A 21,431-nucleotide genomic window follows, 5' to 3' on the forward strand; every position below is an offset into this window, starting at 1 on the left:
AGATGCACGGATGGGGATGCCAGCCGGCTCAGCCCGCGGCACGGCGCGCGTCGGAAGCGGCCTGGATCTTGGTCAGCTCTCGGGTGTAGGCAGCGTTTGCGGCGTCCTGGGTCATTTGGCCGCTATCGACCCGCTTGGCCAGGGCTAGGCGCAGGCCTTGCTGCTGGCTCAGAGCCTCGCGATCCGGGAACTCCCCGGCATAGCGGTTCTCGGCGGCGTTCAGGCACTGGGCCCGGCTCGTCCGCGTCGGCGTGGCGCTCCTCTCATATGCCGCCTGGCAGGCGGCATATGCCCGGTTGAGCCTGGCGCTGGGGCCCGCCGGGGCGGACGCCGTGGCCATGGACGGCGCGGTGGACGTGGGCGTGCTCGTGCAGCCCGCGAGCAGCCCGAGCAGCGCCAGGATTGCAATGCGCATGATGATCAGCCTCCCGTTTCCGGCAGCATCGCTCAGCTTTTGCCGAGAGTCGATACTTTGTTCCGTAACGTAATGGTGATCGCCGCAACCCGGAAGCTGAAGGCGATTTCGCTTGCCTCAGGGCAGCGCGGCGACCGCCGTGATCTCGATGAGATAGTCGGGATCGGCGAGCGGAATGCCGCCTGTCGCGCGCGCCGGCGTGTTGTCCGGGTCGACCCAGGTATCCCAGACGGAATTCATGGCGGCGAAGTCGGCGATGTCGGCAAGCCAGATGGTGACCGAAAGCAGGCGCGACTTGTCGGTTCCGCAAAGCGCCAGCACGCGGTCCATCTCGGCCAGCGCGCCGCGTGTCTGGGTGACGATGTCGGCGCCGGCCGGCCCGACCTGTCCGGCAACATGCACCACGCCGTCATGCGTCGCCGCCTCGCACCAGCGCGCCGCCGGCTCCAGTCTGAAAATCTCCACGAGCAGCTCTCCTTTTGTCTCGGCTTGCCCCCCTCGCGTCCAACGGGGCGGTGCTCCTTGTTAGTCCGAGATGGCCTTCGGCACCACTCGCAATGGGTGGGGTGACTAGGCGCGCAACCCAGGGTGAGATTTCTTGCCGCAAAATGCTGCGCTTTCGCAACACTATTTCGAAAACGCTTTCAGAGCTTACCTTTAGGAACATTACGTTTCGGTAACCCTATAGATGTATGCGGAGCAATTCGTGCTCTTCGGTGCGAAGGCTGGGGAGCCGATACATGTTCGGAATTTGCTCGCGGGTAGCAACGGCGCAGGCACGTGTTGTCGGAGGCCGCCGTCGGATCAGGCCCATTCAGCCGATGCTCGCCGCCCTCCTGGTTTCAGGAATCCTGGCGCTGTTTGCGATCGCAACGGGCAGCGATCCGGCCGATGCCGCCTGTGTCGGCGCGACCGGCAATGTGATGAACTGCACCGGCGACGCCAATAGCGGCTCGGCCGTCTATACGGCGCCGAGCGTCCTGACGCTGAACGTCAATTCCCTGACGTCGAACCTTTCGCAGGTCTCGCTCACCGGCACCGGATCCACCCCCAGTGATCCGGCTGCCGTCGAACACTACACCTGCGCCGCTCCGGCCGAGGGCGCGGAGGCCGATTGCACGATTACGCCGGCCGTGCCCGCCAGCGGCGAAGATCCCGCCAAGGCCGAGACCTGCGCCGGCGCCAACTGCATCGCCCCGCCGGTGAAGGCGGCGAGCGGCCCGACCGGAAACTCCGGCCCGACCCTCGTCGTCAACTATCAGCCGGGTGCGAATGCTTCTAACGGCGTGGTCGGCGGCAATACGAGCGGCCAGCCGGGCGTCGTCGCCCAGTCGAATGGCAGCCGCGGCGGCAATGGCAGCAATGGCTATGTCTTCTCCGACGGTGGCGATGGCGGCGACGGCGCGGATGGCGGCAACGCCACGGTCAATGCGAGCGGCAAAGTCTCGACCAGCGCGGAGCACGCGGCCGGCATCGTCGCGACCAGCATGGCGGGCAGCGGTGGCAATGGTGGCGGCGCTTACGGCATTTCCGGTGACGCCGGCGATGGCGGCCTCGGCGGCAGCGGCGGCGTCGCGACGGTCAATTTCACGGGCGGCAGCGTTATCACCACCGGCGATTATTCGGTCGGCATCGCGGCGGTCAGCCAAGGCGGCGGTGGTGGCAACGGCGGCGGCGGCGGCGGTCTCGTCTTCAATCCCGGCGGCGGCAGCGCGGCCGGCAGCGGCGGCAACGCCAATGTCACGACCAGCGCCGGCACCTCGATCACCACGTCCGGAATCTATTCCCACGGCATCGTCGCGCAGTCGATCGGCGGCGGCGGTGGCGGCAGCGCCGGCGGCTTCGGCCTGTTTGCGTCGTCGGGTGGCGATGGCGGCAATGGCGGAAATGGCGGTGTCGTGTTCGTCGTGAATGGCGGCTCGATCACCACGACGGGCAACAATTCCCAGGGCATCCTCGCTCAGTCGATCGGCGGCGGCGGCGGCGATGGCGGTTCCAATTTCGGCCTGTTCGCGTCCGGCGGCAGCGGCAGCCTCGGTGGCTATGGCTATGCCACGGGCCTTGCCGATGAAGTCGCGGTCGGCGTCACCAATTCGGGCGCCATCGTCACGAAGGGCGAATCCTCGAACGGTATCCTGGCTCAGTCGATCGGTGGCGGCGGCGGCAATGGTGGCTCCAGCGGCGGCCTCGTGTCGCTTGGCGGCTCCGGCAGTTCCACCACCAATGGCGGCATCGTCCAGGTCACCAACACGGCGACAGGCACGATCAAGACGAACGGCAAGGCCTCGGCCGGCATTTTCGCCCAATCGGTCGGCGGTGGCGGCGGCAATGGCGGCACGGCCGGTGGCCTGTTCTCGGCCGGCGGATCCGGCGGTGCCGGTGGCGCCGGCGGTCTGGTCACGGTGATCAATGGCGGCAATATCGAGACGGGAATCAACGGTTCCGAATCCCTCAACTCGGCCGGTATTTTCGCTCAGTCGGTTGGTGGCGGCGGCGGCAATGGCGGCGGCGCGTATTCCGGCGGCCTGGGCTTCAGCGTTGCGCTGGGCGGCAAAGGCGCGGGCGGCGGAGATGCCGGCGCCGTGCAGGTGCTGCGCGACACGCAGGACAACCGCTACTCGATCATCACGCATGGCGCGCAATCCGACGCCGTGTTCGCACAGTCGATCGGCGGCGGTGGCGGCAATGGCGGCTTCGCCGTATCCGGCACGGTCGGCGCGCTGGCGCTTTCCATGGGCGGGGATGGCGCCAAGGGCGGCAAGGGCGGCGCTGTCACGGTGGAAACGGCCGGGTCGCTGACGACCTATGGTGACGGCTCGCGGGGCATCTTCGCGCAATCGGTCGGCGGCGGCGGCGGCAATGGCGGCGCAGCCATCGCGGTCGCCGTGGATGCCGTGGGCGCCGGCTTCGCGGCGGCGATCGGCATTGGCGGCACCGGTGGCGCGGGTGGCGATGCCACCATCGTCAACGTCTCCAGCCTCAGCGACATCGTGACCAAGGGCGACAACGCCCAGGGCATTTTCGCGCAATCGATCGGTGGCGGCGGCGGCAATGGCGGCTATTCGGTCGGCGGCGCACTCGGCGGTATCGGCATTGCCGTCAATATCGGTGGCCGCGGCGCCAGCGGCGGCCTTGGCGGCACCGTCACCGTCGACAGTTCCGGCTCGATCTGGACCAAGGGCGCCAATTCGACCGGCCTTCTGGCGCAGTCGATCGGTGGCGGTGGCGGCAATGGCGGATTCGCGATCAGCGCGGCGCTCGGCGCCGGCGCGGTCAGCGTCGCGCTTGGCGGTTCGGGAGGAACCGGCAGTTCGGGCGGCGATGTCACCGTGAACGCCGATGGCGCCGATCATTTCATCAATACGACGGACGGACGCAACTGGAACCTCGTCACCGAGGGCGACAATGCCGTCGGCATCCTAGCGGAAAGCATCGGCGGCGGCGGTGGAAATGGCGGATTCTCCGGCACGCTCGCGGCCGGCGGCCTGGTTGGCGTCGGCGTCAGCTTGGGCGGCACGGGTGGCGGCGGCGGCGATGCCGGCAAGGTCACGGTCAACAATGGCAAGAAGCTCAACTCGGTCGTCACCCAGAACAACATCCTGACCTTCGGCGACGGCTCGTCCGGCATCGTGGCGCAGTCGATCGGCGGCGGCGGCGGCAATGGCGGCTTCTCGGTCGCGCTTAGCGCCTCCGGCTCCTATGGCGGCGCCGGCGGCGCGGCCGCGGTTTCGCTCGGCGGCAGCGGCGCCACGGGCGGCATCGGCAAGGATGTCGACGTCACGAATTACGGCAACATCGCCACCAACGGCCAGCAGGCAAACGGCATTTTCGCGCAGTCGGTCGGCGGCGGCGGCGGCAATGGCGGCTTCTCGGTCTCGGGCGCCTTCACTTCTGGCGCGCTCGCCGCCACGGTTGCCATTGGCGGCAGCGGCGGCGCGGGCCAGGATGGCGGTATCGTCACGCTCCACTCGACCGGCGACATCGAAACCCGCGGCGACCAGTCGATCGGCATCTTCGCCCAGTCGATTGGCGGTGGCGGTGGCAATGGCGGCTTCTCCGGCGCCGGCTCGATCGCGCTCCAGGGCGGCAGCGTCGGTGTCGGTCTCGGCGGTTCGGGTGGCGGCGGCGGCGCCGGCAAGCTGGTCGAGCTTACCTCGACGGGCAACGTGACCACCGGCGGCGACCAGTCGATCGGCATCTTCGCGCAGTCGGTCGGCGGCGGCGGCGGCAATGGCGGTTCCAACGTCACGCTGGCGCTCGGCCAGGACGCCGGCATCGCGGTCGGCCTCGGCGGCAATGCCGACAAGGGCGGCGCGGGTGGCGTCGTGACGGTCGTCTCGACCGGCAATATCACCACCGGCTATGATTTTGAGACCGGCACCCTGATCGCCGGCGGCGGCACCGGCGCGTCCGGCATCGTGGCGCAGTCGGTCGGCGGCGGCGGCGGCAATGGCGGCTTCTCGGCCGCCGTCAGCGGCGGCAAATCGCTTGGCGTCAGCGTCGCGCTGGGTGGCAGCGGCAAGGGCGGCGGCAAGGCCGCCGTCGTCACCGTCACCAGCACGGGCGACATCCGCACCGGCTTCGACAATTCATCCGCCATCCTGGCCCAGTCGGTCGGTGGCGGCGGCGGCAATGGCGGTTTCGCCGGCGTGCTCGCCATCTCGACCGATGGCGGCGCCGCGGGCGTGAGCCTCGGCGGCTCCGGCGGTCTTGGCGGGGCGGGCGAGGCGGTCACCGTCGGCAGCACGGGCGACATCCTGACGCTCGGCAACGGCTCGAACGGTATCCTCGCCCAGTCGGTCGGCGGCGGCGGCGGCAATGGCGGCTTCAGCCTCGCGGCCAGCGGTTCTGGCAAGAAGGGCAGCGTTTCCGTCTCGCTCGGCGGCGGTGGCGGCGCTGGCGGGACGTCGGGCCTCGTCACGGTCAACAATGCCGGCACGATCTCCACCAAGGGCGAGATCGCCAACGGCATCCTGGCGCAGTCGGTCGCGGGCGGCGGCGGCAATGGCGGCTTCTCGGTCGCCGGTAACCTGACCGTGGACGGTTCGGGCGGCGCCAGCGTCAGCGTCGGCGGTTTCGGCGGCGCCGGGCAGAATGCCGGTGCGGTCGTGGTCAACAGCAATCTCGGCGCCACGCTCGACGGCAATGCCGCGACGATTCACACCGAAGGCGGCGATTCCAACGGCATCTTCGCCCAGTCGGTCGGCGGTGGCGGCGGCAATGGCGGCTTCTCCGGCGCGATCTCGGTTACCGGCCAGAACGCCAAGACGGCGGTCGCCGTCTCGATCGGCGGCTTCGGCGACGGCGGCGGCAATGGCTCGACCGTCAATGTGACCTCGGTCGACAACATCCTGACCGAAGGCGACGGCTCCAACGGCATCCTGGCGCAATCGGTCGGTGGTGGCGGCGGCAATGGCGGCTTCTCCTTCGTCGCGGCCATCCAGGGCACGCTCGGCAAGGCCGAGGACGGCGCCAAGACGGCGATCTCCGCATCGCTCGGCGGCCTCGGCGGCGCGGCCGGCGACGGCGAAGCGGTGACGGTGGATTCGACCGGCATCATCCAGACCAAGGGCAAGAAGGCCTATGGCGTGCTGGCCCAGTCGGTTGGCGGCGGCGGCGGCAATGGCGGCCTCAGCGTTTCGGCGAGTATTTCGGGCGGCGAGGAAGGCCGTCAGGTCGGCGTATCCGTCGGCGGCTTCGGCGGCGGCGGCGGCAAGGGCGGTGACGTCACGGTCATCCGCGACGGCGCCATCATTACGGAAGGCGACCAGTCGGTCGGCCTGTTCGCGCAGTCGGTCGGCGGCGGTGGCGGCAATGGCGGCATGTCGATCGCCGGCACGATCGGCGGCCCGAATGCCAAGAGCCTGTCCGCCTCGCTGGGCGGCTTCGGTGGCGAAGGCAGCGGCGGCGGCATCGTCATCGTCGACAGCCGCGGTTCGATCACCACCAGCGGCGTCGAGGCGCACGCCATCCAGGCGCAGTCGATCGGCGGCGGCGGCGGTAATGGCGGCCTGGCGGTCGCGGCGACGATCGGCGTGCTCGGCCAGGAGGGCAGCAACGTCAATGCCGGCGTCGCGGTCGGTGGCTTCGGCGGCGATGGCGGCATTGGCGGTCCGGTGACGATCGACAATGACGGCCTGCTGACGACGACGGGCGACGGTGCCTTCGGCATCTTCGCGCAGTCGATCGGCGGCGGGGGCGGTTCCGGTGGCAACGCGGTCACCGGCGTGCTCGGCCTTGGCGGCAACACCAAGGGCACGCAGGTCAATGTCAGCGTCGCGGTCGGCGGCCTCGGCGGCGACGGCAATCTCGGCGGCAAGGTCAAGATCACCCAGGATGGCGGCATCGAGACCTCGGGCGTCGGTTCGTCCGGCATCGTCGCGCAGTCGATCGGCGGCGGCGGCGGCACTGGCGGCCGTTCCAACTCGATCTCGCTGCAGCTCGGCCCTTCCTGCAAGCCCCCGGCGGATTGCGACGAGGTCAAGAAGTCGCCGAACTGGAACCTGCAGGCAACGGTCGGCGGCGAGGGCGGTGTCGGCAATCTCGGCGGCATGGTCGATGTCGCCAATCTCGACTTCATCACCACCCATGGCGACAAGTCGATGGGCATCTTCGCCCAGTCGGTCGGCGGCGGCGGCGGTACCGGTGGCGACGCCTATGTCGGCCTTGGCGGCCTGGTGTCGATCCCGTTCGTGCCGATCGACCCGCTCACCTTCCTGAAGCCGCTCAGCACCGGCAGCTTCAAGCGCTCCGCTGCCATCGGCATCGGCGGCACGGGCGGCGAGGGCGGGAACGGCGGTGTCGTGATCATCACCAATACCGGTCACATTACCACCGAGGGCCAGACCTCGAACGCGATCCACGCGCAGTCGATCGGCGGCGGCGGCGGCGATGGCGGCGACGGCAATGCCGGCATGCTGGGCACGATCGCGCTCGGCGGCAGCGGCGGCGCCAGCGGCAATGGCGGCGCGGTTACGGTTACCAATGGCAAGGAAGACCTGTCGCAGGCCAATATCGCCCTGATCGAGACCTTCGGCGGCGTCGTCCTCAATAACCAGGGCATCCGCACCAATCCCGACGCGGACACCGGTCGTTCGAACGGCATTTTCGCGCAGTCGGTCGGCGGCGGCGGCGGTTCCGGCGGCGGCGCCGGCGCACTGCTCGCCATTGGCGGCACCGGCGAGGCCGCCGGCTTCGGCGGCACCGTCACGGTCGACAATTATGGCGGCATCCTCACCCATGCCGACGATTCCGCGGGCATCTTCGCTCAGTCGGTCGGCGGCGGCGGCGGCGCGGGCGGCTCGGTCGGTCTCACCATTGTCGGTGTCGGCGGCTCGGGCGGCTCCAGCGGCGTCGGTGGCGAGGTCGACGTGACCAACGCGGCGATGATCCAGACGGCCGGCCTCGATTCCCATGCCATCTTCGCCCAGTCGGTCGGCGGTGGCGGCGGCTCCGGCGGCGGCAAGAATTCCGGCAAGTTCACCGACAGCGTTCCGGCGCTGGTGCTGGTGGGCGGCGCTGGTGGCTCGTCCGGCAATGGCGGCGGCGTCAAGGTCATCAACTCCAACACCCTGCACACGCTGGGCGATGGCGCCGATGGCATCAATGCGCAGTCGATCGGCGGCGGCGGCGGCTCCGGCGGCCGCACCTACGGCCTGATCACGGTCGGCGGCGATACGGCGTCGACCGGCAATGGCGGCGACGTCACGGTCGAAAACCAGATCGTCCAGAGCGGCTCGACCACGCTTCGCCAGGGCAACATCCTGGTCGAGGGCTATGGCTCGCATGGCATCTTCGCCCAATCGGTCGGTGGCGGCGGCGGCAATGCCGGCGGCGGCTTCGCGTCCAGCCTGACCTCGGGCTCGCTCGGCGTCGGGGGCGCCGGCGGCGGCGATGGCGGCATCGTCAAGGTCACCAATGCCGGCGGCATCACCACGACGGGCGACGCGGCGGTGGCGATCTTCGCCCAGTCGATCGGCGGTGGCGGTGGCAATGGCGCGATGACCGGCGGCACAGCCCTGACCAGCGGTTCCGGCTTCGACTTCACTATCGGTGGCGCCGGTGGCGCCAGCGGCAAGGGCGGCGACGTCACCGTCACCAACGAACTGACCGGCCTCATCCACACCAAGGGCTACGGCTCGACGGGCATCATGGCGCAGTCGGTCGGCGGCGGCGGCGGCACGGGCGGCATCACCTACCTGACCAGCCTCGGCGCGACCCCTTCGATCGCCGTGGCGATCGGCGGTTCGGGCGGCGCCGGCGGCGATGGCGGCATCGTCAAGGTCACCAATGACGGCAACATGCTGATCGAGGGCGATAATTCCGTCGCGATCTTCGCGCAGTCGGTCGGCGGTGGCGGCGGCAGGGGCGGCGCGGCCACGGCGGTCGCGCTCGGCGATGCGGCCGTCATCGGCGGCGATGGCGTGACCGGCAAGGGCGGCGACGTGACCGTCACCAGTACTGGCACCATCGGCCTCACCGGCGACGGCTCGGTCGGCATCTTCGCCCAGTCGGTTGGTGGCGGCGGCGGCGTCGTCACGGCGGGCACGGACGGCATTGTCGAGGCCACCCAGAATGGCGGCACCGGCAATGGCGGCAAGGTGACGATCACCGGCGACGCCAAGATCCTGATCTCCGGCGACAACTCGGTCGGCGTCTTCGCCCAGTCGGTCGGCGGCGGCGGCGGTGTCGGCGGCTTCGACGGCAATTATCTCGGGCTCGACCGGTTCTCCGGCGCCAGCGCCCAGACCTTCGGCCTGTTTGCGATGCCGGCGGGCTTCATGGGCTCGGTCGGCGGGACAGGCTATGGCGAGACGGTTTCGCTGACCCAGACGGTCGATGTCGCGGTCACGGGCAAGAATTCCTTTGGCATTCTGGCCCAGAGCGTCGGCGGCAGCGGCAATGGCGACATCGACGTCACCATCGACGACAAGGTGGAGGTCGTTGGGGGCTCCGAAATGGGCGCCGGCGTCGGTTTCAAGGACGGCAAGACCAACAAGCTCACGAACAAGGGAACCGTCACCTCGATCGACCTGATCGACGGCTATGCCATGCGCGCCACGGGCGGCGACGACACCTTTGAAAACGAGTCCATCACCATCGGTTCCGTCGCGCTCGGCGAAGGCCAGAACGCCTTCAACAACCGCTTCGAGGCCATCCACTACATGGGTGACACCGTCGATCTCGGCGCGACGGGCAAGTACCTCAACGAAGGCTACATCAATCCCGGCGACTGGGACCGGGTGATGACCACGACCCTCACCGGCAATTTCGAGCAGACCGATAAGGCGGCTTACCTGCTGGATCTCGACCTGGCCGGCACGACGGACCGGATCGATGTCAGCGGCACGGCCGTAGTGGATGGCTTCGTCGCCATCAACGTCATGAACCCGGGTGCGGCGCGCACCGGCAGCACGGACTACGTCATCATCCACACCGAGGAAGGCGTCACGGACGAGGGCCTCGCCATCGACGCCATCCAGAGCGCGGTGGCGCAGTACAAGCTGCTCTATCCGCTTGATCCGCAGGATGTCGTCCTTAATGTCGACATCAACTACGCCCGCGGCGGCCTGACGGAAAACCAGACCGCGGTCGGCTCGGCGATCAATGCGATCCAGACGGATCTGACGTCGCCGAAATTCACGCAGATCGCGGCGGCGCTGTTCTATGTGCCGACGCTGGATGCGCTCGGCGCGATCTATGACTCGATCTCGGGCGAGGGCGTCAGCGGCTTCCAGCAGCCCGAATTCGACATGAACAATACCTTCCTGGCGGCCATGACCAGCCAGGCGGATAGCTGGCGCATCGGGATCGGGATCGACCCGGCGAGCCAGAGTTTCGCGCCGAAGCCGCTCGGCTATGCCGCCGAGCCGGACAAGAACCCGGCCTTCGAAGCCCTGGCGAAGGCCGAGGAACGCCGCTGGAAGATCTGGGCTACGGTCGGCGGCAATTCCGGCAACGTCACCGGCGATCCGACGGTCGTCGGCAGCGCCGACCTGACCTACAAGGGCGGCAGCCTGGCGGCCGGCCTCGACTACCAGCTCGATCCCGACACGCTGATGGGCTTTGCGCTCGGCGGCGGCGCGGGTTCGTTCTCGGTGCCGGATCGCGAGACGAGCGGCAACATCGTCGGCGGCCATCTCGGTGCCTATGCGTCGAAGAAGTGGGGCCAGCTCTACGCCAATGGCGCCGTCTCGCTCGACATCTACGACAACAGCACCACCCGCCAGGCCACCGTGCCGGGCACCGATGCGCCGCTCAATCCCGTGCCGGGCTTCTCGGAGCGCTGGGACGGCGACTTCCTGAGCGGCGGCTTTGGCGCCAAGGTCGAGACCGGCTGGCGCCAGCCGGTGGCCGGGCTCGGCGCGGTCACGGGCTTTGCCGGGCTGCAGTTCGCCTCGCTTTCGATGCAGGGCTTCTCGGAAACCTCGCATAATGGCGATGTGCTGGGCCTCGATTATGCCAGCCGCACCATAACGTCGCTGCCGTCCTCGCTCGGTATGCAGTTCGATACGGTGATCGGACTTGGCGGCGATACGACGATCCAACCCTGGGCGCGTGCGGCATGGGTGCACGAGTTCAATCCGGATCGCTCGGTCAATCCGAGCTTCCTCTCGGCGCCGGGCTATCCCTTCGTCGTGCAGGGCGCCGCGGCGGCCGAGGATGCACTGGCGGTCAATGCCGGCTTCAAGATGAACTGGGGCCCGGACACCTCGTTCTTCGCCACCTTCGACGGCAAGTTCGCCGACAATGTCCAGACCTATGGCGGCAATGCCGGCTTCCAGGTCCGCTGGTAGAAAAATCCTTGCCAGCCGCGCTCCGGCGCGGCTGGCAAGCTCGATCCCACAGGACGCCCGTTCGCGTGATTTTCACGGGGGCGGGCGTCTTGCTTCGGGCGGCCGGCGGCCCCCCGCGCCAGGCTTGATCCCGCTGCGTAAACAGGTGCTGTCCAGCACCAAATACCAGTTGACAGGATGGCGGCTTGCTATCTGATATGAACGAAAGCTCTCACCTGCGAAAAGAGCTGAAATTGGGCGTTGGGAGCGGATGTCCGCCCCCGGCCGAGAGGGAGGGAGATAGGATCATGACACGGGCCAGCAGGACCAGATTGCGCTTGGCGGTTTGCGCCGCAGCGATGATGAGCGTCGCCGGATTTGCCAGGGCGGAAACGCCGCCGGCCTTCGCGACGCTGCCGCCGGAAGTGCAGGCGCTCTATCTCGGCGTCGAGGAGACGATCCAGCCCTCCGCCTATGACAATTTCGGCCCCGTGAAGCAGCCCTGGAAGTGGTGCCATTCGGAGTCCTATCAGGGTAATCCCTGGCGTGTTTCCGTCACGCACGAACTGGAGCGTCTGGTCGGTCTCTACAAGGAGAAGGGCTGGATTTCCGATTTCGAGATGTCGGATTCCAATGGCGACACCGGCCAGCAGATCGCGCAGATCCGCGCCTTCATCGACAAGAAGTGCAGCATCATCACCTCGTTCGCCGGTTCGTCGACCGCGTTGAATGAGGTGATCGAGGCCGCCTTCAAGGCCGGCATTCCCTTTGTCACCGGTTCCGGCGCGGTCACCAGCCCCTATGCCATCAATGTCGACTCGAACTTCGTGAAGTTCGGCTATGACGTCGCCAAGGGCGTCATCGACGGCATTGGCGGCAAGGGCAATGTGCTGCGCATCGAGGGCATAGCCGGCAGCCCGCTGGTCGCCCAGCAGCGCGCTGGCGCCGACAAGGCTTTCGCCGAGGCGCCGGAGGTAAAGGTCGTCCGCGACGTCAATGGCAACTGGTCGCCCAACGTCACCAAGACCGTGACGCTGCAGGTGCTGGCCACCACGCCGCAGCCGATCGCCGGCGTCTGGACCTCCGGTTCGGAGTCGCGCATCGTCGCCGAGGCGTTCAAGCAGGCCGGCCGGCCGATCCCGGTCGTATCCGGCTCGATCTCGGGCGATGCGCTCGGCTTCTGGAAGGACAACCAGGATACGTTCCGCTTCACCGGCGGCGCGCTGATGCCGTCCTGGACGGCGCAGACCCTGTTCCGCGTCGGCGTGCGCGTGCTCGAGGGCCAGCAGCCGAAGCTCAACATCCTGATGATCCCCGTGCCGGCCGTGAAGCCGGACGAACTCGGCAAGTGGCACCGCGACTGCATGACCAAGGACGCCGTCTCGATCTTCCCGGTCGCGCCCGAGGATCCGATGCCGGAAGCGCTGATGGATGCCTATTTCGCCAAGCCGGCGCATACGCAGCTGTTCGACTACGCGCAGACGCCGGACCCCTGCGCCAAGTAGGGGCGGGCTTGCAGGCAGGACGGGTGGCAGCCACGCTGTCGCCCGTCTTTTGATTCCATCCGCGACGTTGCACGGGGGCTGACGTTTCATGCTGGAGATCCGCGATCTCTCCAAGCGCTATGGCGAGACGGTCGCGCTGGACGGCGCGAACATCGATTTCACGCCCGGCACGATCCATACGATCCTGGGCGAGAACGGTTCGGGCAAGAGCACGCTGGTCAAGCTGCTCTCCGGCATCGTCACGCCCGATCGCGGCACCATCACCTTTTCAGGCCGCGCCATCGCCGGCCGCGATCCGGCCGAATTCCGCGCCGCCGGCTTCGCCACCGTGTTCCAGGAAGTGCTGATCGCGCCGGACCGCAGCGTCGCCGACAACATCCTGCTCGGCTATGACGGCCTGTTCCGCCGCCGCGTGCCGCGCGGGGAGCGCCGGGCGCTTGCCGGCCGCATCCTGTCCGAATTCGCATCGACCGCCGTGCCGCTCGACGAGCCGGCGGGGGAGGTGCCGCTGGCGGCGCAGCAATTGATCGTGCTCGCCCGCGCCCTGACCCGGTCGCCGCGCGTGCTGATCCTCGACGAGGTCACCGCCGCGCTCGATTTCGCCGATCGGGAGGCGGTATTCGCGCTGATGCGGCGGCTGGCGGCCGAGGGCTGTCTCATCCTGTTCATCACCCACCGCATGGACGAGGTCACCGGCCTCTCCGACCGCGTGACCGTGCTGCGCAGCGGGCAGGTGGTGAAGACGCTGGAGAAAGGCAATCTGGTGCCGGACGAACTGCTCGCGCTGATGGCGCCGGACACCGCGCGGGAGCTGCATCATGGCTGATCCGTCCGCGCTCTCCATTCGCGGCCTGTCGCTGAAGCCGGGCGGCATTCCGTTCGACCAGGATATCCGCCGCGGCGAGATCGTTGGGCTGGCCGGCCTCGACGGCCACGGCCAGGACGCCTTCATAGAGACGCTGGCCGGGCTGCGCCCGCCGGTCGTCGGCCATGTCGGCACCGGGCGGGACGGCGAGCGGGTGATACGCAGCTTCCGCCGGGCGATCCAGAGCGGCATCGCCTATCTGCCGCGCGACCGCCGCGCCACCGGCATCTTCCCCTCCATGTCGATCCTCGACAATTTCGCCATCGCGACGGTGGGCCGGGACCGCAAGCTCGGGCTGATCAGCTTGTCCGAGCGGAGCAAGCGCTACGACTATTACCGCGACCGCCTGTCGATCGTCGCGCCCGACCCCGGCCGCATGATCACCACGCTTTCAGGCGGCAACCAGCAGAAGGTGCTGCTGGCCCGCGCTTTGGCGCACAAGCCGGACGTGCTGCTCCTGAACGACCCGACGCGCGGCGTCGACATCGCCACCCGCCGCGTCCTCTATTCCGTGTTCCGCGAACTCGCGGCCGAAGGCATGGCGCTGGTCATCCTCTCGACCGAGATCGAGGAGGCGCTGGTGCTGTGCGACCGCATCCTCGTGTTCCGCGAGCAGGAACTCGCCGCCTCGCTGACGGGGGCCGAGCGCTCCTCCGAGCGCATCATATCCACCATGTTCGGGCGCGCAGCATGACGGCATCCGCAATCTCCCCGCCGGCTGGCAAGGCTTCGGCCCTGAAGGCCGTCTGGCGCCAGACCGGCTTCGCGCCGATCCTGTTCGTCGTGCTGCTGGCGATCAACATCTTCATCAACCCGGCCCGCTTCGCGCCGGGCGCCTGGGGCACGCTGATCGGCCTCGCCGCGCCGCTGGTCGGCGCGGCCATCGCTTCGGCCCCGGCGATCCTGGGCGGGCGGGGTGGCATCGATATCTCGGTCGGGCCGATCATGGGCTTCGTCAATGCCATCGTCGTGCTGGTGCTGATCCAGAAGCTCGGCCTCAGCTCGCCCTTCATCGTCGTCGGCGCGGCGGTCCTGATCGGCGCCGCCATCGGCGCGCTGAACGGCTTCCTGGCCACCATCCTGCGCATCCAGCCGATCGTGGCGACGCTCGGCACCTATCTGCTTCTCGTCGGCACGACGCTGACCATCCTGCCGGCCCCAACCGGCACGGTGCCCGTCTGGCTCAAATCGCTCGGCGGGCCGCTGTCGATCCTGCCGCTCGGCGCCGTCTTTCTCATCTGGATCGGCATTCGGCGGCTACCCTATTACGACCACCTGATGGCGGTCGGCAGCGACGACCGCGCTGCCTACACGGCCGGCATCCCGGTCACGCTGGTGCGCTTTCTCTCCTATGTCATCACCGGCGTGTTCGCCGGCGTCGCCGGGCTGATGATGACGGCGCTGATCGGCTCGGCCGACCCGTCGATCGGTCCGACCTACACGCTCATCGCCATTTCAGCCGTGGCGCTGGGCGGCGTCAGCCTGGCCGGCGGGCGCGGCGGATTGCTGGGGGCGGCGATCGGCGCGATCGACATTTTCCTGCTGCAGAGCGCGCTGACCTTCTTCAACTTCTCCACCTTCGTCCTGCAGATCGCCTATGGCGCGATCCTCGTCATCGCCATCGTGCTGACGGCCTTGCAGGATCGCTGGCTCGGACGCATGCGGGGAGCAGCCTAGATGGCACGCCTGACCAGTGACCAGGCGCGGGTCTTCGGCGCGCTGATCGTCGCCGTCGCGCTCCACCTCACCGGCACCGCGCTGATCGAGGGCTATTCGAGCGAGTTCTCGATGCGGGCCATGCTGGTGCTTGGCTCGCTGCTGGCGATCGCCTCGATCGGCCAGACGCTGGTGGTGATCATCGGCGGCATCGACCTGTCGATCCCCTTCATCATCGGCTTCGCCAATGTCGTCACCGCGCAGCTCTATGGCGGCGGCATGAACTTCGCCCTGGTCTGCGCCATCGTCATCGGCCTTGCCTGCCTGATCGGCGCGCTGAACGGGCTGATCTCCTCGAGCCTGAAGCTGCATCCGCTGATCGTCACGCTCGGCATCGGCACCATCGTGCAAGGCTCGGTGCTGTTGTGGACCGGCGGCTTCCCCTCCGGCTCGGCGCCGGAATCGATCACCGAATTTGTCTCGATCGGCGGCTCGGTCGGCTTCCTGCCCGTGCCGTGGCTGGTGCCGTGCTTCATCGCGCTGGCGGCGATCGTCACCGTGGCGCTCGCCCGCACGGCCTATGGCCGCCGCCTGTTCGCGCTCGGCAGCAATCCGCGCGCCGCGCCGCTGGCGCTGATCAACCCGGTGGCGATGTGGACGGTGACCTTCGCGATCTCCGCCGCCTTCGCAGCCGTGACCGGCATCCTGCTGCTCGGCTTCACCGGCTCCGCCTATGGCGAGGTGGGCCAGCCCTATCTGTTCCAGACCATCGCCGCCGTCGTGATCGGCGGCACGGCGCTGGTCGGCGGGCGCGGCTCCTATCTCGGCACGGTCGCCGGCGCGCTGGTGCTGACCGAGATCAACACCCTGCTGATCGGCATCGGCCTGCAGCCGTCGCTGGTGCAGGCCGTGCTCGGCGTCGTCATCGTCGTGCTGGTGTCGTTCTACGGCCGCGACGCCCATGTCCGGACGACGATCTGAAGGGGCTTTCGGTTGGGGGGATAACGCAGACGGAAGGACCCACCCTCGCCGTCATCCCTGCGAAAGCAGGGATCCATGCGGCCGAGACCTTGGAAGTGCGAACCTCCCGAAAACCCGGATGCGTGGATCCCGGATCTCCGCTGCGCTGCGTCCGGGATGACGGCGAGGGTGAGGTTTGGAGAGATTCCCCTACCTCACCTGGCTATATCCCCCGGATCGGGAATTTCGGCTCCGGCAGGTAACCGCCGATCTGCCGGCAGAGCTCGGCCGCCGCCTCGTAGAGATGCTTCGAGGCGTCGGCGAGCTGGACCTGGTTGGTGACCCAGAGCAGGAACGGCATGGTGAGCGCCGCCTGGGCGATGCCGCTGGCGTCGAAGATCGGGAAGGAGACGTCGGTGATGCCGCGCAGCGTCTCGTCCGCGACCACCTCATAGCCGCGCTTCTGGATCTGCTCGACGCGGCGGATCAGCGGTTCCGGGTCCCTGTCGCGGGCGCGCAGTTCTTCCGAGGCGCGCTCGATCAGCATGGCGCGGGTCGGCTCGTTCTGGAAGGCGATCAGCGTGCGCCCAGAAGCGGTCGAGAGCATCTTCGTCTGCGTGCCGAGCCGCACGCGAAAGCCGACCGGGGCAGGGTTGTCAGCAACCGCGATGACGCGCACCGAGAGCCCGTCGAGGATCGACAGGATGATGGCTTCCTCGACCTCGGCCGCCAGGCTCTGCAGGATCGGCTGCGCCGTTTCGCGCAGGCGCCGGATCGGCGGATGGCCGCAGGCGAGGTCGAACAGCTTCATCGAGATCTGGAACGCCTCGCCCGGCGGCTTGCGCTCGACATAGCCGCGCCGCTCCAACGAGACGACCACGCGATATACTTCCTGCACCGAGCGGCCCAGCGAATGGGCGATCTGCGACAGGATCAGCCCGCCCGACTGGGCGGCTAGCAGTTCCAGGATATCGAGCCCCTTCTCCAGGGCCGGCGCCTTGTAGGCGAGGGCGGCGCTCGCCTGCTTGTCAGGCTCGGCCTTCTTGGCCTTCACGGCTTCTTTCGCCATCGCTGGTCCCGTTCTGATTGCGTTTCCCCAGCGCTACAGTAGCCCGGCCTTGACAGGGCGCGCCAGCCTGTCCCCTATTTCAAACGCAAGTATCATATGTGGAAAATGGCGTCGCGACGGCGGCCTTTTCCTTTGGGGACGGGGACATGACGGGGCAACGCTATAACGGGCCAATCATCGACGCCCATCATCACTTCTGGGACCTGCGGCTCGACAAGCATGGCTGGCTGGAGGGCGGCGATCCCGCCGACGAGCTGGCGCCGCTGCGCCAAAACCATCTCGTCACCGATTATGAGGCGCTGGCCGCGCCGCAGAACATCGTCGCCAGCGTGCATGTCGAGGCGAACTGGGATCCGGCGGACCCGGCCGGTGAAAGCCGCTGGCTCGATACGCTGGAGCGTTCGCCTGGCATCGCCGCGCGCTATGTCGCCCATGCCGCGCTGCTCGATCCCGGCGCCGAGAGGCTGCTGGCGGCGCACGCCGCCAACCGGCGCGTCGTCGGCATCCGCGAGATCCTGAGCTGGCATCCCGACCCGGCCAAGCGCCGCCTGCCCGACAATGACCGCATGGACGATCCGCGCTGGCGCGCCAACCTGGCCCGCTTTCGCGAGCACGGGTTCAGCTTCGACCTGCTGATCACGCCGCATCAGTTCGAAAGCACGCGCCGGCTCGTCGCGGATTTCCCCGACATCGCCTTCATCCTCAACCATTGCGCCAGCCCGATCGACCGCGACGCGGAAGGCATGAAGCGATGGCGCGATGGGCTCGGTCTGCTGGCGGCGGCGCCGAACGTCGCGATCAAGATCTCCGATCCGGTCGCCTACGACCCGCAATGGACCCGCGAGAGCCTGGGCGAGGTGATCGATGCCTGCATCGAGGCCTTCGGGCCGGAAAGGTCGATGTTCGCCACCGACCATCCGGTCGCCGGCCTGCATATCGGCTTCGCCGAATGGGTCGACGTGTTCAAGGATGCAACGCGGGGGTTTTCGGCTGACGAACAGGCGGCGCTGTTCGAAGGCAGCGCGCGGCGTTGGTATCGGCTGAGATAGGGCTGCAAAAAGCTCGCCTACCACACCGAGTGTCTGGCCTGCCATTCGAAGACCTCGACCATCATCCTGAGGTGCCCGGCAAGGCCGGGCCTCGAAGGAGGGTCCAGGGAACGCTTTGAGGCGAATGTCCGCTGGAGCCTCCTTCGAGCCTTCGCTGACGCGAAGCACCTCAGGATGATGGCGGAGCGTGGCTTCAAAAACGGCCGCAGTTTCCGTCGGAAGCAAGACCCTCACCCAACCCTCTCCCGCGAGCGGGCGAGGGCTTCTCGGGCGGTGGGATGTCGAGGGCGGACTGGGCTGGACCTGCCGCTCGCGCGCGGGAGAGGGCGGGGGTGAGGGTTTGCGGCCCCCTCAGTTGCTCGCCTGGGTCTGCACGTCGTCGAGCTTGACGAACACCGTGCCGGCCGCCACGAGGCGCTGGATGCCCTCGACCACGCCGAGGCCAGCCGGATGGCCCGGCTGGTTGATGTGGGCGATGATGACGTCGCCCGACTTTGCGGCGGCGATGCGCTTGGCGACGGTCGCGGCCGGCAGCGAGGCGCCCATGTCGGCATTGAGCGAGAAGCCGGCGATCGAATAGCCGGCGGCGCGGATCGAATCGAGCGCGTCGCGGCTGTAGACGGCGGTGGCGCCGCGGAACCAGCGCGGCGGCTTGCCCGTCGCCTGCTGGACGGCCAGCGCGCCGCCATCGACCTCCCGCTGCACCGCTTCCAGCGAGCCGGCGGTCTTCACGCCATAGAGGCTCGGAATGTCGGTGATGGCCGGCACGTGCTGGTCGCCATGGTTCTCGACCTGGAACAGTTCGGGATGGGCCATCACGACGGCCATGGCGGCGGCGTTGCGCTTCAGCCAGCGATGGGTGACGAACAGCGTCGCCGGGATGTGGTTGTCCACCAGTTCCTTCAGGATGCGCTGGTCGATCGCGCCGGAGCAGGCATCGAAGGTCAGCGCCACGACGCGCGAGCCCGGCGGCGGCGCGGCGATGCGCAGCTTCAACTCGATGTCATGCGACTTGGCGGACGCCGCCGTGCCCATCAGGAGCGACAGGACGAGCCCGGTCAGGGCGGTGCGGATGGTGAGCGTCGGCATCAGGAACTCCGGAACAGCCGATTGTCGGCCCCGCGGAGCTAGGCACTGTCTTCGACCAATTTGTGGCCAAAAGCGTCGCGCCGCCGATGCATGCGGGTTTGTCGCATGCCGCCGAACCTTAACCATCTTCGGAGCTAAATTTCCCCGCTGCTAGGCTCAAATGGGGGATCGCGGTAACCTTGGCGTTCCCGGAGCCTTGAAGCGAAGGATCGTTTTCCGCCCGGGGCGAGGGCCGCGTCGTGATCGATCTGTCGCGCAGTGCCATTGCCCATGCCGCGAGCCAAGTTGGAACACCGTTCCCAGGGCTCCGTGCGCCTCTTGCCGAGTCGACCGCTCTTTGGAGCGATCGCCATGGCTGAGGGCGGACCGGTGATCCTGCTGATCGAGGATGAGCCGCTGGTACGCTCCGCCGTCGCCGAGATGCTGGAGGATCTCGGCTTTGTCGTCGAACTCGCGTGCTCGGCCGCCGAGGCGTCGGCTCGCCTGGGCGGGGCCGACCATCCCTATCGCGTCATCATCATCGATGTGGGCCTGCCGGATCGTTCCGGCGAGGATCTCGCCAAGGACATTCTCGCGGCGCTGGCCGACGTTCCCCTCGTCATCGCCAGCGGCGGCGATCCCGCCGACCTCGACCCGACGCTCGCCCGCGACCCACGCGTCAGCTTCCTGGGCAAGCCCTATGGCATGCGCGCGATGATCGAGGTGCTCTCCCGCCTGGGCATCACCGTGACGCCCGATTGAGGGGTGGCCTCCCGCATTTAGGCACCCGGGTGCGGCGGCGCGCGGCTGGCAGGAGGGCGCGGATATGCGACTATGCGCATCCAATCGTTTCGCATGGGAGAGGGCGCGTCTGCCGATGGATCTCTATCTGGATACGGCGCTTCGCCTCGGCATGGCGGTGTTCTGCGGCCTGCTGATCGGCATCGACCGCGACGCGCGGGAAAAGCCGGCCGGCATGCGCACCCTGGCGCTGGTGTCGCTCGGCGCGGCGCTGGCGACCGTCAGCGTCAGCCATATCGACATGTTTGTCGGCCATCCCGATGCGCAGAGCCGGATGCTGCAGGGCGTCGTGCAGGGCGTGCTGGCCGGCATCGGCTTCATCGGCGCCGGCGCGATCCTGCGGCGCGGCAAGCGTGACGAGGTCGTGCATGGCGTGACGACGGCCGCGACGGTCTGGGTGGCGGCAGCGCTTGGCGTTGCCTGCGGCCTCGGCGACTGGCCCGTCGCGATTCTCGCGCTGGTCCTGGTCTTCGTCATCCTGGTCATCGCCAAGCCGATCGAGCGGCGTTGGCTCGATCACCTGCAGGCCCTGGAGGCGAAGCGCCATGCCGCCGAGCCGCCGCCGGCGGCTCCCGATAGCCCCGCCTAGGTCAGGACGCTGGCGCCGAGATTGATGGCGAGCGCCAGCAGCGTCGTGTTGAACACGAACGACGCGATCGAATGGAACATCATCACCATCCGGAAGCCGGTGGTCCGCACATTGACGTCCGAGGTCTGGAACGTCGCGCCGAGGCAGAACGAGAAATAGAAGAAGTCCCAGATCACCGGCTCCGGCGTATCCGGGAAGATCAGGCCGCCGGCATCGTCTTCCTTGCCATCTGCATCATTGTCTGTTCCCGCCGGCGCATAATAGAGCCGGGCATAGTGGAACGCGAACAACGTGTTGAACACGACCCAGCCGAGCGGGATGCTGATGATCGCGGTGGCGAGATGCGCCGCCGTCGTGTTGGGGCCGTTCAGGATCGAGAAGATCGAATAGAACGAGAAGGCGATGGCGCCGACCGTCAGGCACATGATCAGGGCGATGCCCTCGTCCTCGGTTCGCGCCCGCATCCGCAACTTGTCGAGATTGGCCTTCCGGGCCAGCCGGAACAGGAAGAACAGGTAGACGATGAAGAACACGTCGCCGGCGGCGATCAGCGCAAATTCGTCAAAGACCAGCCGGATGATGAAATAGGACAGGATCGCGACGACGACCGACTCGTAGAAGTGCCGATGCTGCTTCCAGTGGTGCTGAACGTATGAAATCGCCGTACTCCGCCTTGCGG

The 21,431-nt window shown here is 68.0% G+C and carries 14 protein-coding genes; 9 read left to right on the forward strand and 5 right to left on the reverse strand.

Going from position 1 to position 21,431, the window contains the following annotated elements:
• Positions 1 to 28: 28 nt before the first annotated feature.
• Together ACHMWQ_RS07915 and ACHMWQ_RS07920 are read right to left on the reverse strand one after the other, a co-directional pair.
• Positions 29 to 415 (reverse strand): hypothetical protein, encoded by a 387-nt coding sequence (locus ACHMWQ_RS07915; protein ID WP_396307031.1) that lies wholly within the window; start codon positions 413 to 415, stop codon positions 29 to 31.
• A gap of 117 nt (positions 416 to 532) precedes the next feature.
• On the reverse strand, positions 533 to 880 hold the full coding sequence (locus ACHMWQ_RS07920) for a RidA family protein (RefSeq protein WP_354552177.1): 348 nt from the start codon (positions 878 to 880) through the stop codon (positions 533 to 535).
• Positions 881 to 1,236: 356 nt separating this feature from the next.
• Between ACHMWQ_RS07920 and ACHMWQ_RS07925 the strand changes: the two genes are divergently transcribed.
• The 6 genes from ACHMWQ_RS07925 (at position 1,237) to ACHMWQ_RS07950 (ending at position 16,197) form a co-directional block, all read left to right on the forward strand.
• The gene (locus ACHMWQ_RS07925; RefSeq protein WP_396307032.1) at positions 1,237 to 11,211 is read left to right on the forward strand and encodes a hypothetical protein; all 9,975 of its coding nucleotides are present in this window, start codon (positions 1,237 to 1,239) and stop codon (positions 11,209 to 11,211) included.
• A gap of 317 nt (positions 11,212 to 11,528) precedes the next feature.
• Positions 11,529 to 12,695, forward strand: coding sequence for a substrate-binding domain-containing protein (locus ACHMWQ_RS07930; RefSeq protein ID WP_396307033.1), 1,167 nt, complete (start codon positions 11,529 to 11,531; stop codon positions 12,693 to 12,695).
• Positions 12,696 to 12,783: 88 nt separating this feature from the next.
• The gene (locus ACHMWQ_RS07935; protein WP_354552182.1) at positions 12,784 to 13,521 is read left to right on the forward strand and encodes an ATP-binding cassette domain-containing protein; all 738 of its coding nucleotides are present in this window, start codon (positions 12,784 to 12,786) and stop codon (positions 13,519 to 13,521) included.
• On the forward strand, positions 13,514 to 14,254 hold the full coding sequence (locus tag ACHMWQ_RS07940; RefSeq protein WP_354552184.1) for an ATP-binding cassette domain-containing protein: 741 nt from the start codon (positions 13,514 to 13,516) through the stop codon (positions 14,252 to 14,254). Before ACHMWQ_RS07935 ends, ACHMWQ_RS07940 begins: the two co-directional genes overlap by 8 nt.
• Positions 14,251 to 15,237 (forward strand): ABC transporter permease, encoded by a 987-nt coding sequence (locus ACHMWQ_RS07945; RefSeq protein WP_354552186.1) that lies wholly within the window; start codon positions 14,251 to 14,253, stop codon positions 15,235 to 15,237. The genes ACHMWQ_RS07940 and ACHMWQ_RS07945 overlap by 4 nt, the downstream gene beginning before the upstream one ends.
• The gene (locus ACHMWQ_RS07950) at positions 15,238 to 16,197 is read left to right on the forward strand and encodes an ABC transporter permease (protein WP_396307034.1); all 960 of its coding nucleotides are present in this window, start codon (positions 15,238 to 15,240) and stop codon (positions 16,195 to 16,197) included.
• A gap of 202 nt (positions 16,198 to 16,399) precedes the next feature.
• Here the strand turns inward: ACHMWQ_RS07950 and ACHMWQ_RS07955 are convergent, their stop codons facing one another.
• Entirely contained in the window at positions 16,400 to 17,245 is an 846-nt protein-coding gene (locus ACHMWQ_RS07955) for an IclR family transcriptional regulator (protein WP_396307035.1), read from the reverse strand.
• A 146-nt stretch (positions 17,246 to 17,391) separates the two neighbouring features.
• Here ACHMWQ_RS07955 and ACHMWQ_RS07960 point away from each other — a divergent pair, with 146 nt between their 5' ends.
• Entirely contained in the window at positions 17,392 to 18,294 is a 903-nt protein-coding gene (locus ACHMWQ_RS07960; RefSeq protein WP_396307036.1) for an amidohydrolase family protein, read from the forward strand.
• Positions 18,295 to 18,645: 351 nt separating this feature from the next.
• Here ACHMWQ_RS07960 and ACHMWQ_RS07965 read toward each other — a convergent pair whose 3' ends face one another.
• The gene (locus ACHMWQ_RS07965; protein WP_396307037.1) at positions 18,646 to 19,383 is read right to left on the reverse strand and encodes a polysaccharide deacetylase family protein; all 738 of its coding nucleotides are present in this window, start codon (positions 19,381 to 19,383) and stop codon (positions 18,646 to 18,648) included.
• A 351-nt stretch (positions 19,384 to 19,734) separates the two neighbouring features.
• Here ACHMWQ_RS07965 and ACHMWQ_RS07970 point away from each other — a divergent pair, with 351 nt between their 5' ends.
• Complete coding sequence (locus tag ACHMWQ_RS07970; RefSeq protein ID WP_396307038.1) at positions 19,735 to 20,124, forward strand: response regulator; 390 nt, start codon at positions 19,735 to 19,737, stop codon at positions 20,122 to 20,124.
• Positions 20,125 to 20,239: 115 nt separating this feature from the next.
• Positions 20,240 to 20,752, forward strand: coding sequence for an MgtC/SapB family protein (locus tag ACHMWQ_RS07975; protein ID WP_396307039.1), 513 nt, complete (start codon positions 20,240 to 20,242; stop codon positions 20,750 to 20,752).
• Here the strand turns inward: ACHMWQ_RS07975 and ACHMWQ_RS07980 are convergent.
• Positions 20,749 to 21,411, reverse strand: coding sequence for a DUF1345 domain-containing protein (locus tag ACHMWQ_RS07980; protein WP_354552797.1), 663 nt, complete (start codon positions 21,409 to 21,411; stop codon positions 20,749 to 20,751). The two genes, ACHMWQ_RS07975 and ACHMWQ_RS07980, sit on opposite strands and share 4 nt — an antisense overlap.
• Positions 21,412 to 21,431 lie beyond the last annotated feature (20 nt).

This window comes from Kaistia sp. UC242_56 (assembly GCF_044452255.1).
Taxonomy (GTDB): Bacteria; Pseudomonadota; Alphaproteobacteria; order Rhizobiales; family Kaistiaceae; genus Kaistia; species Kaistia defluvii_A.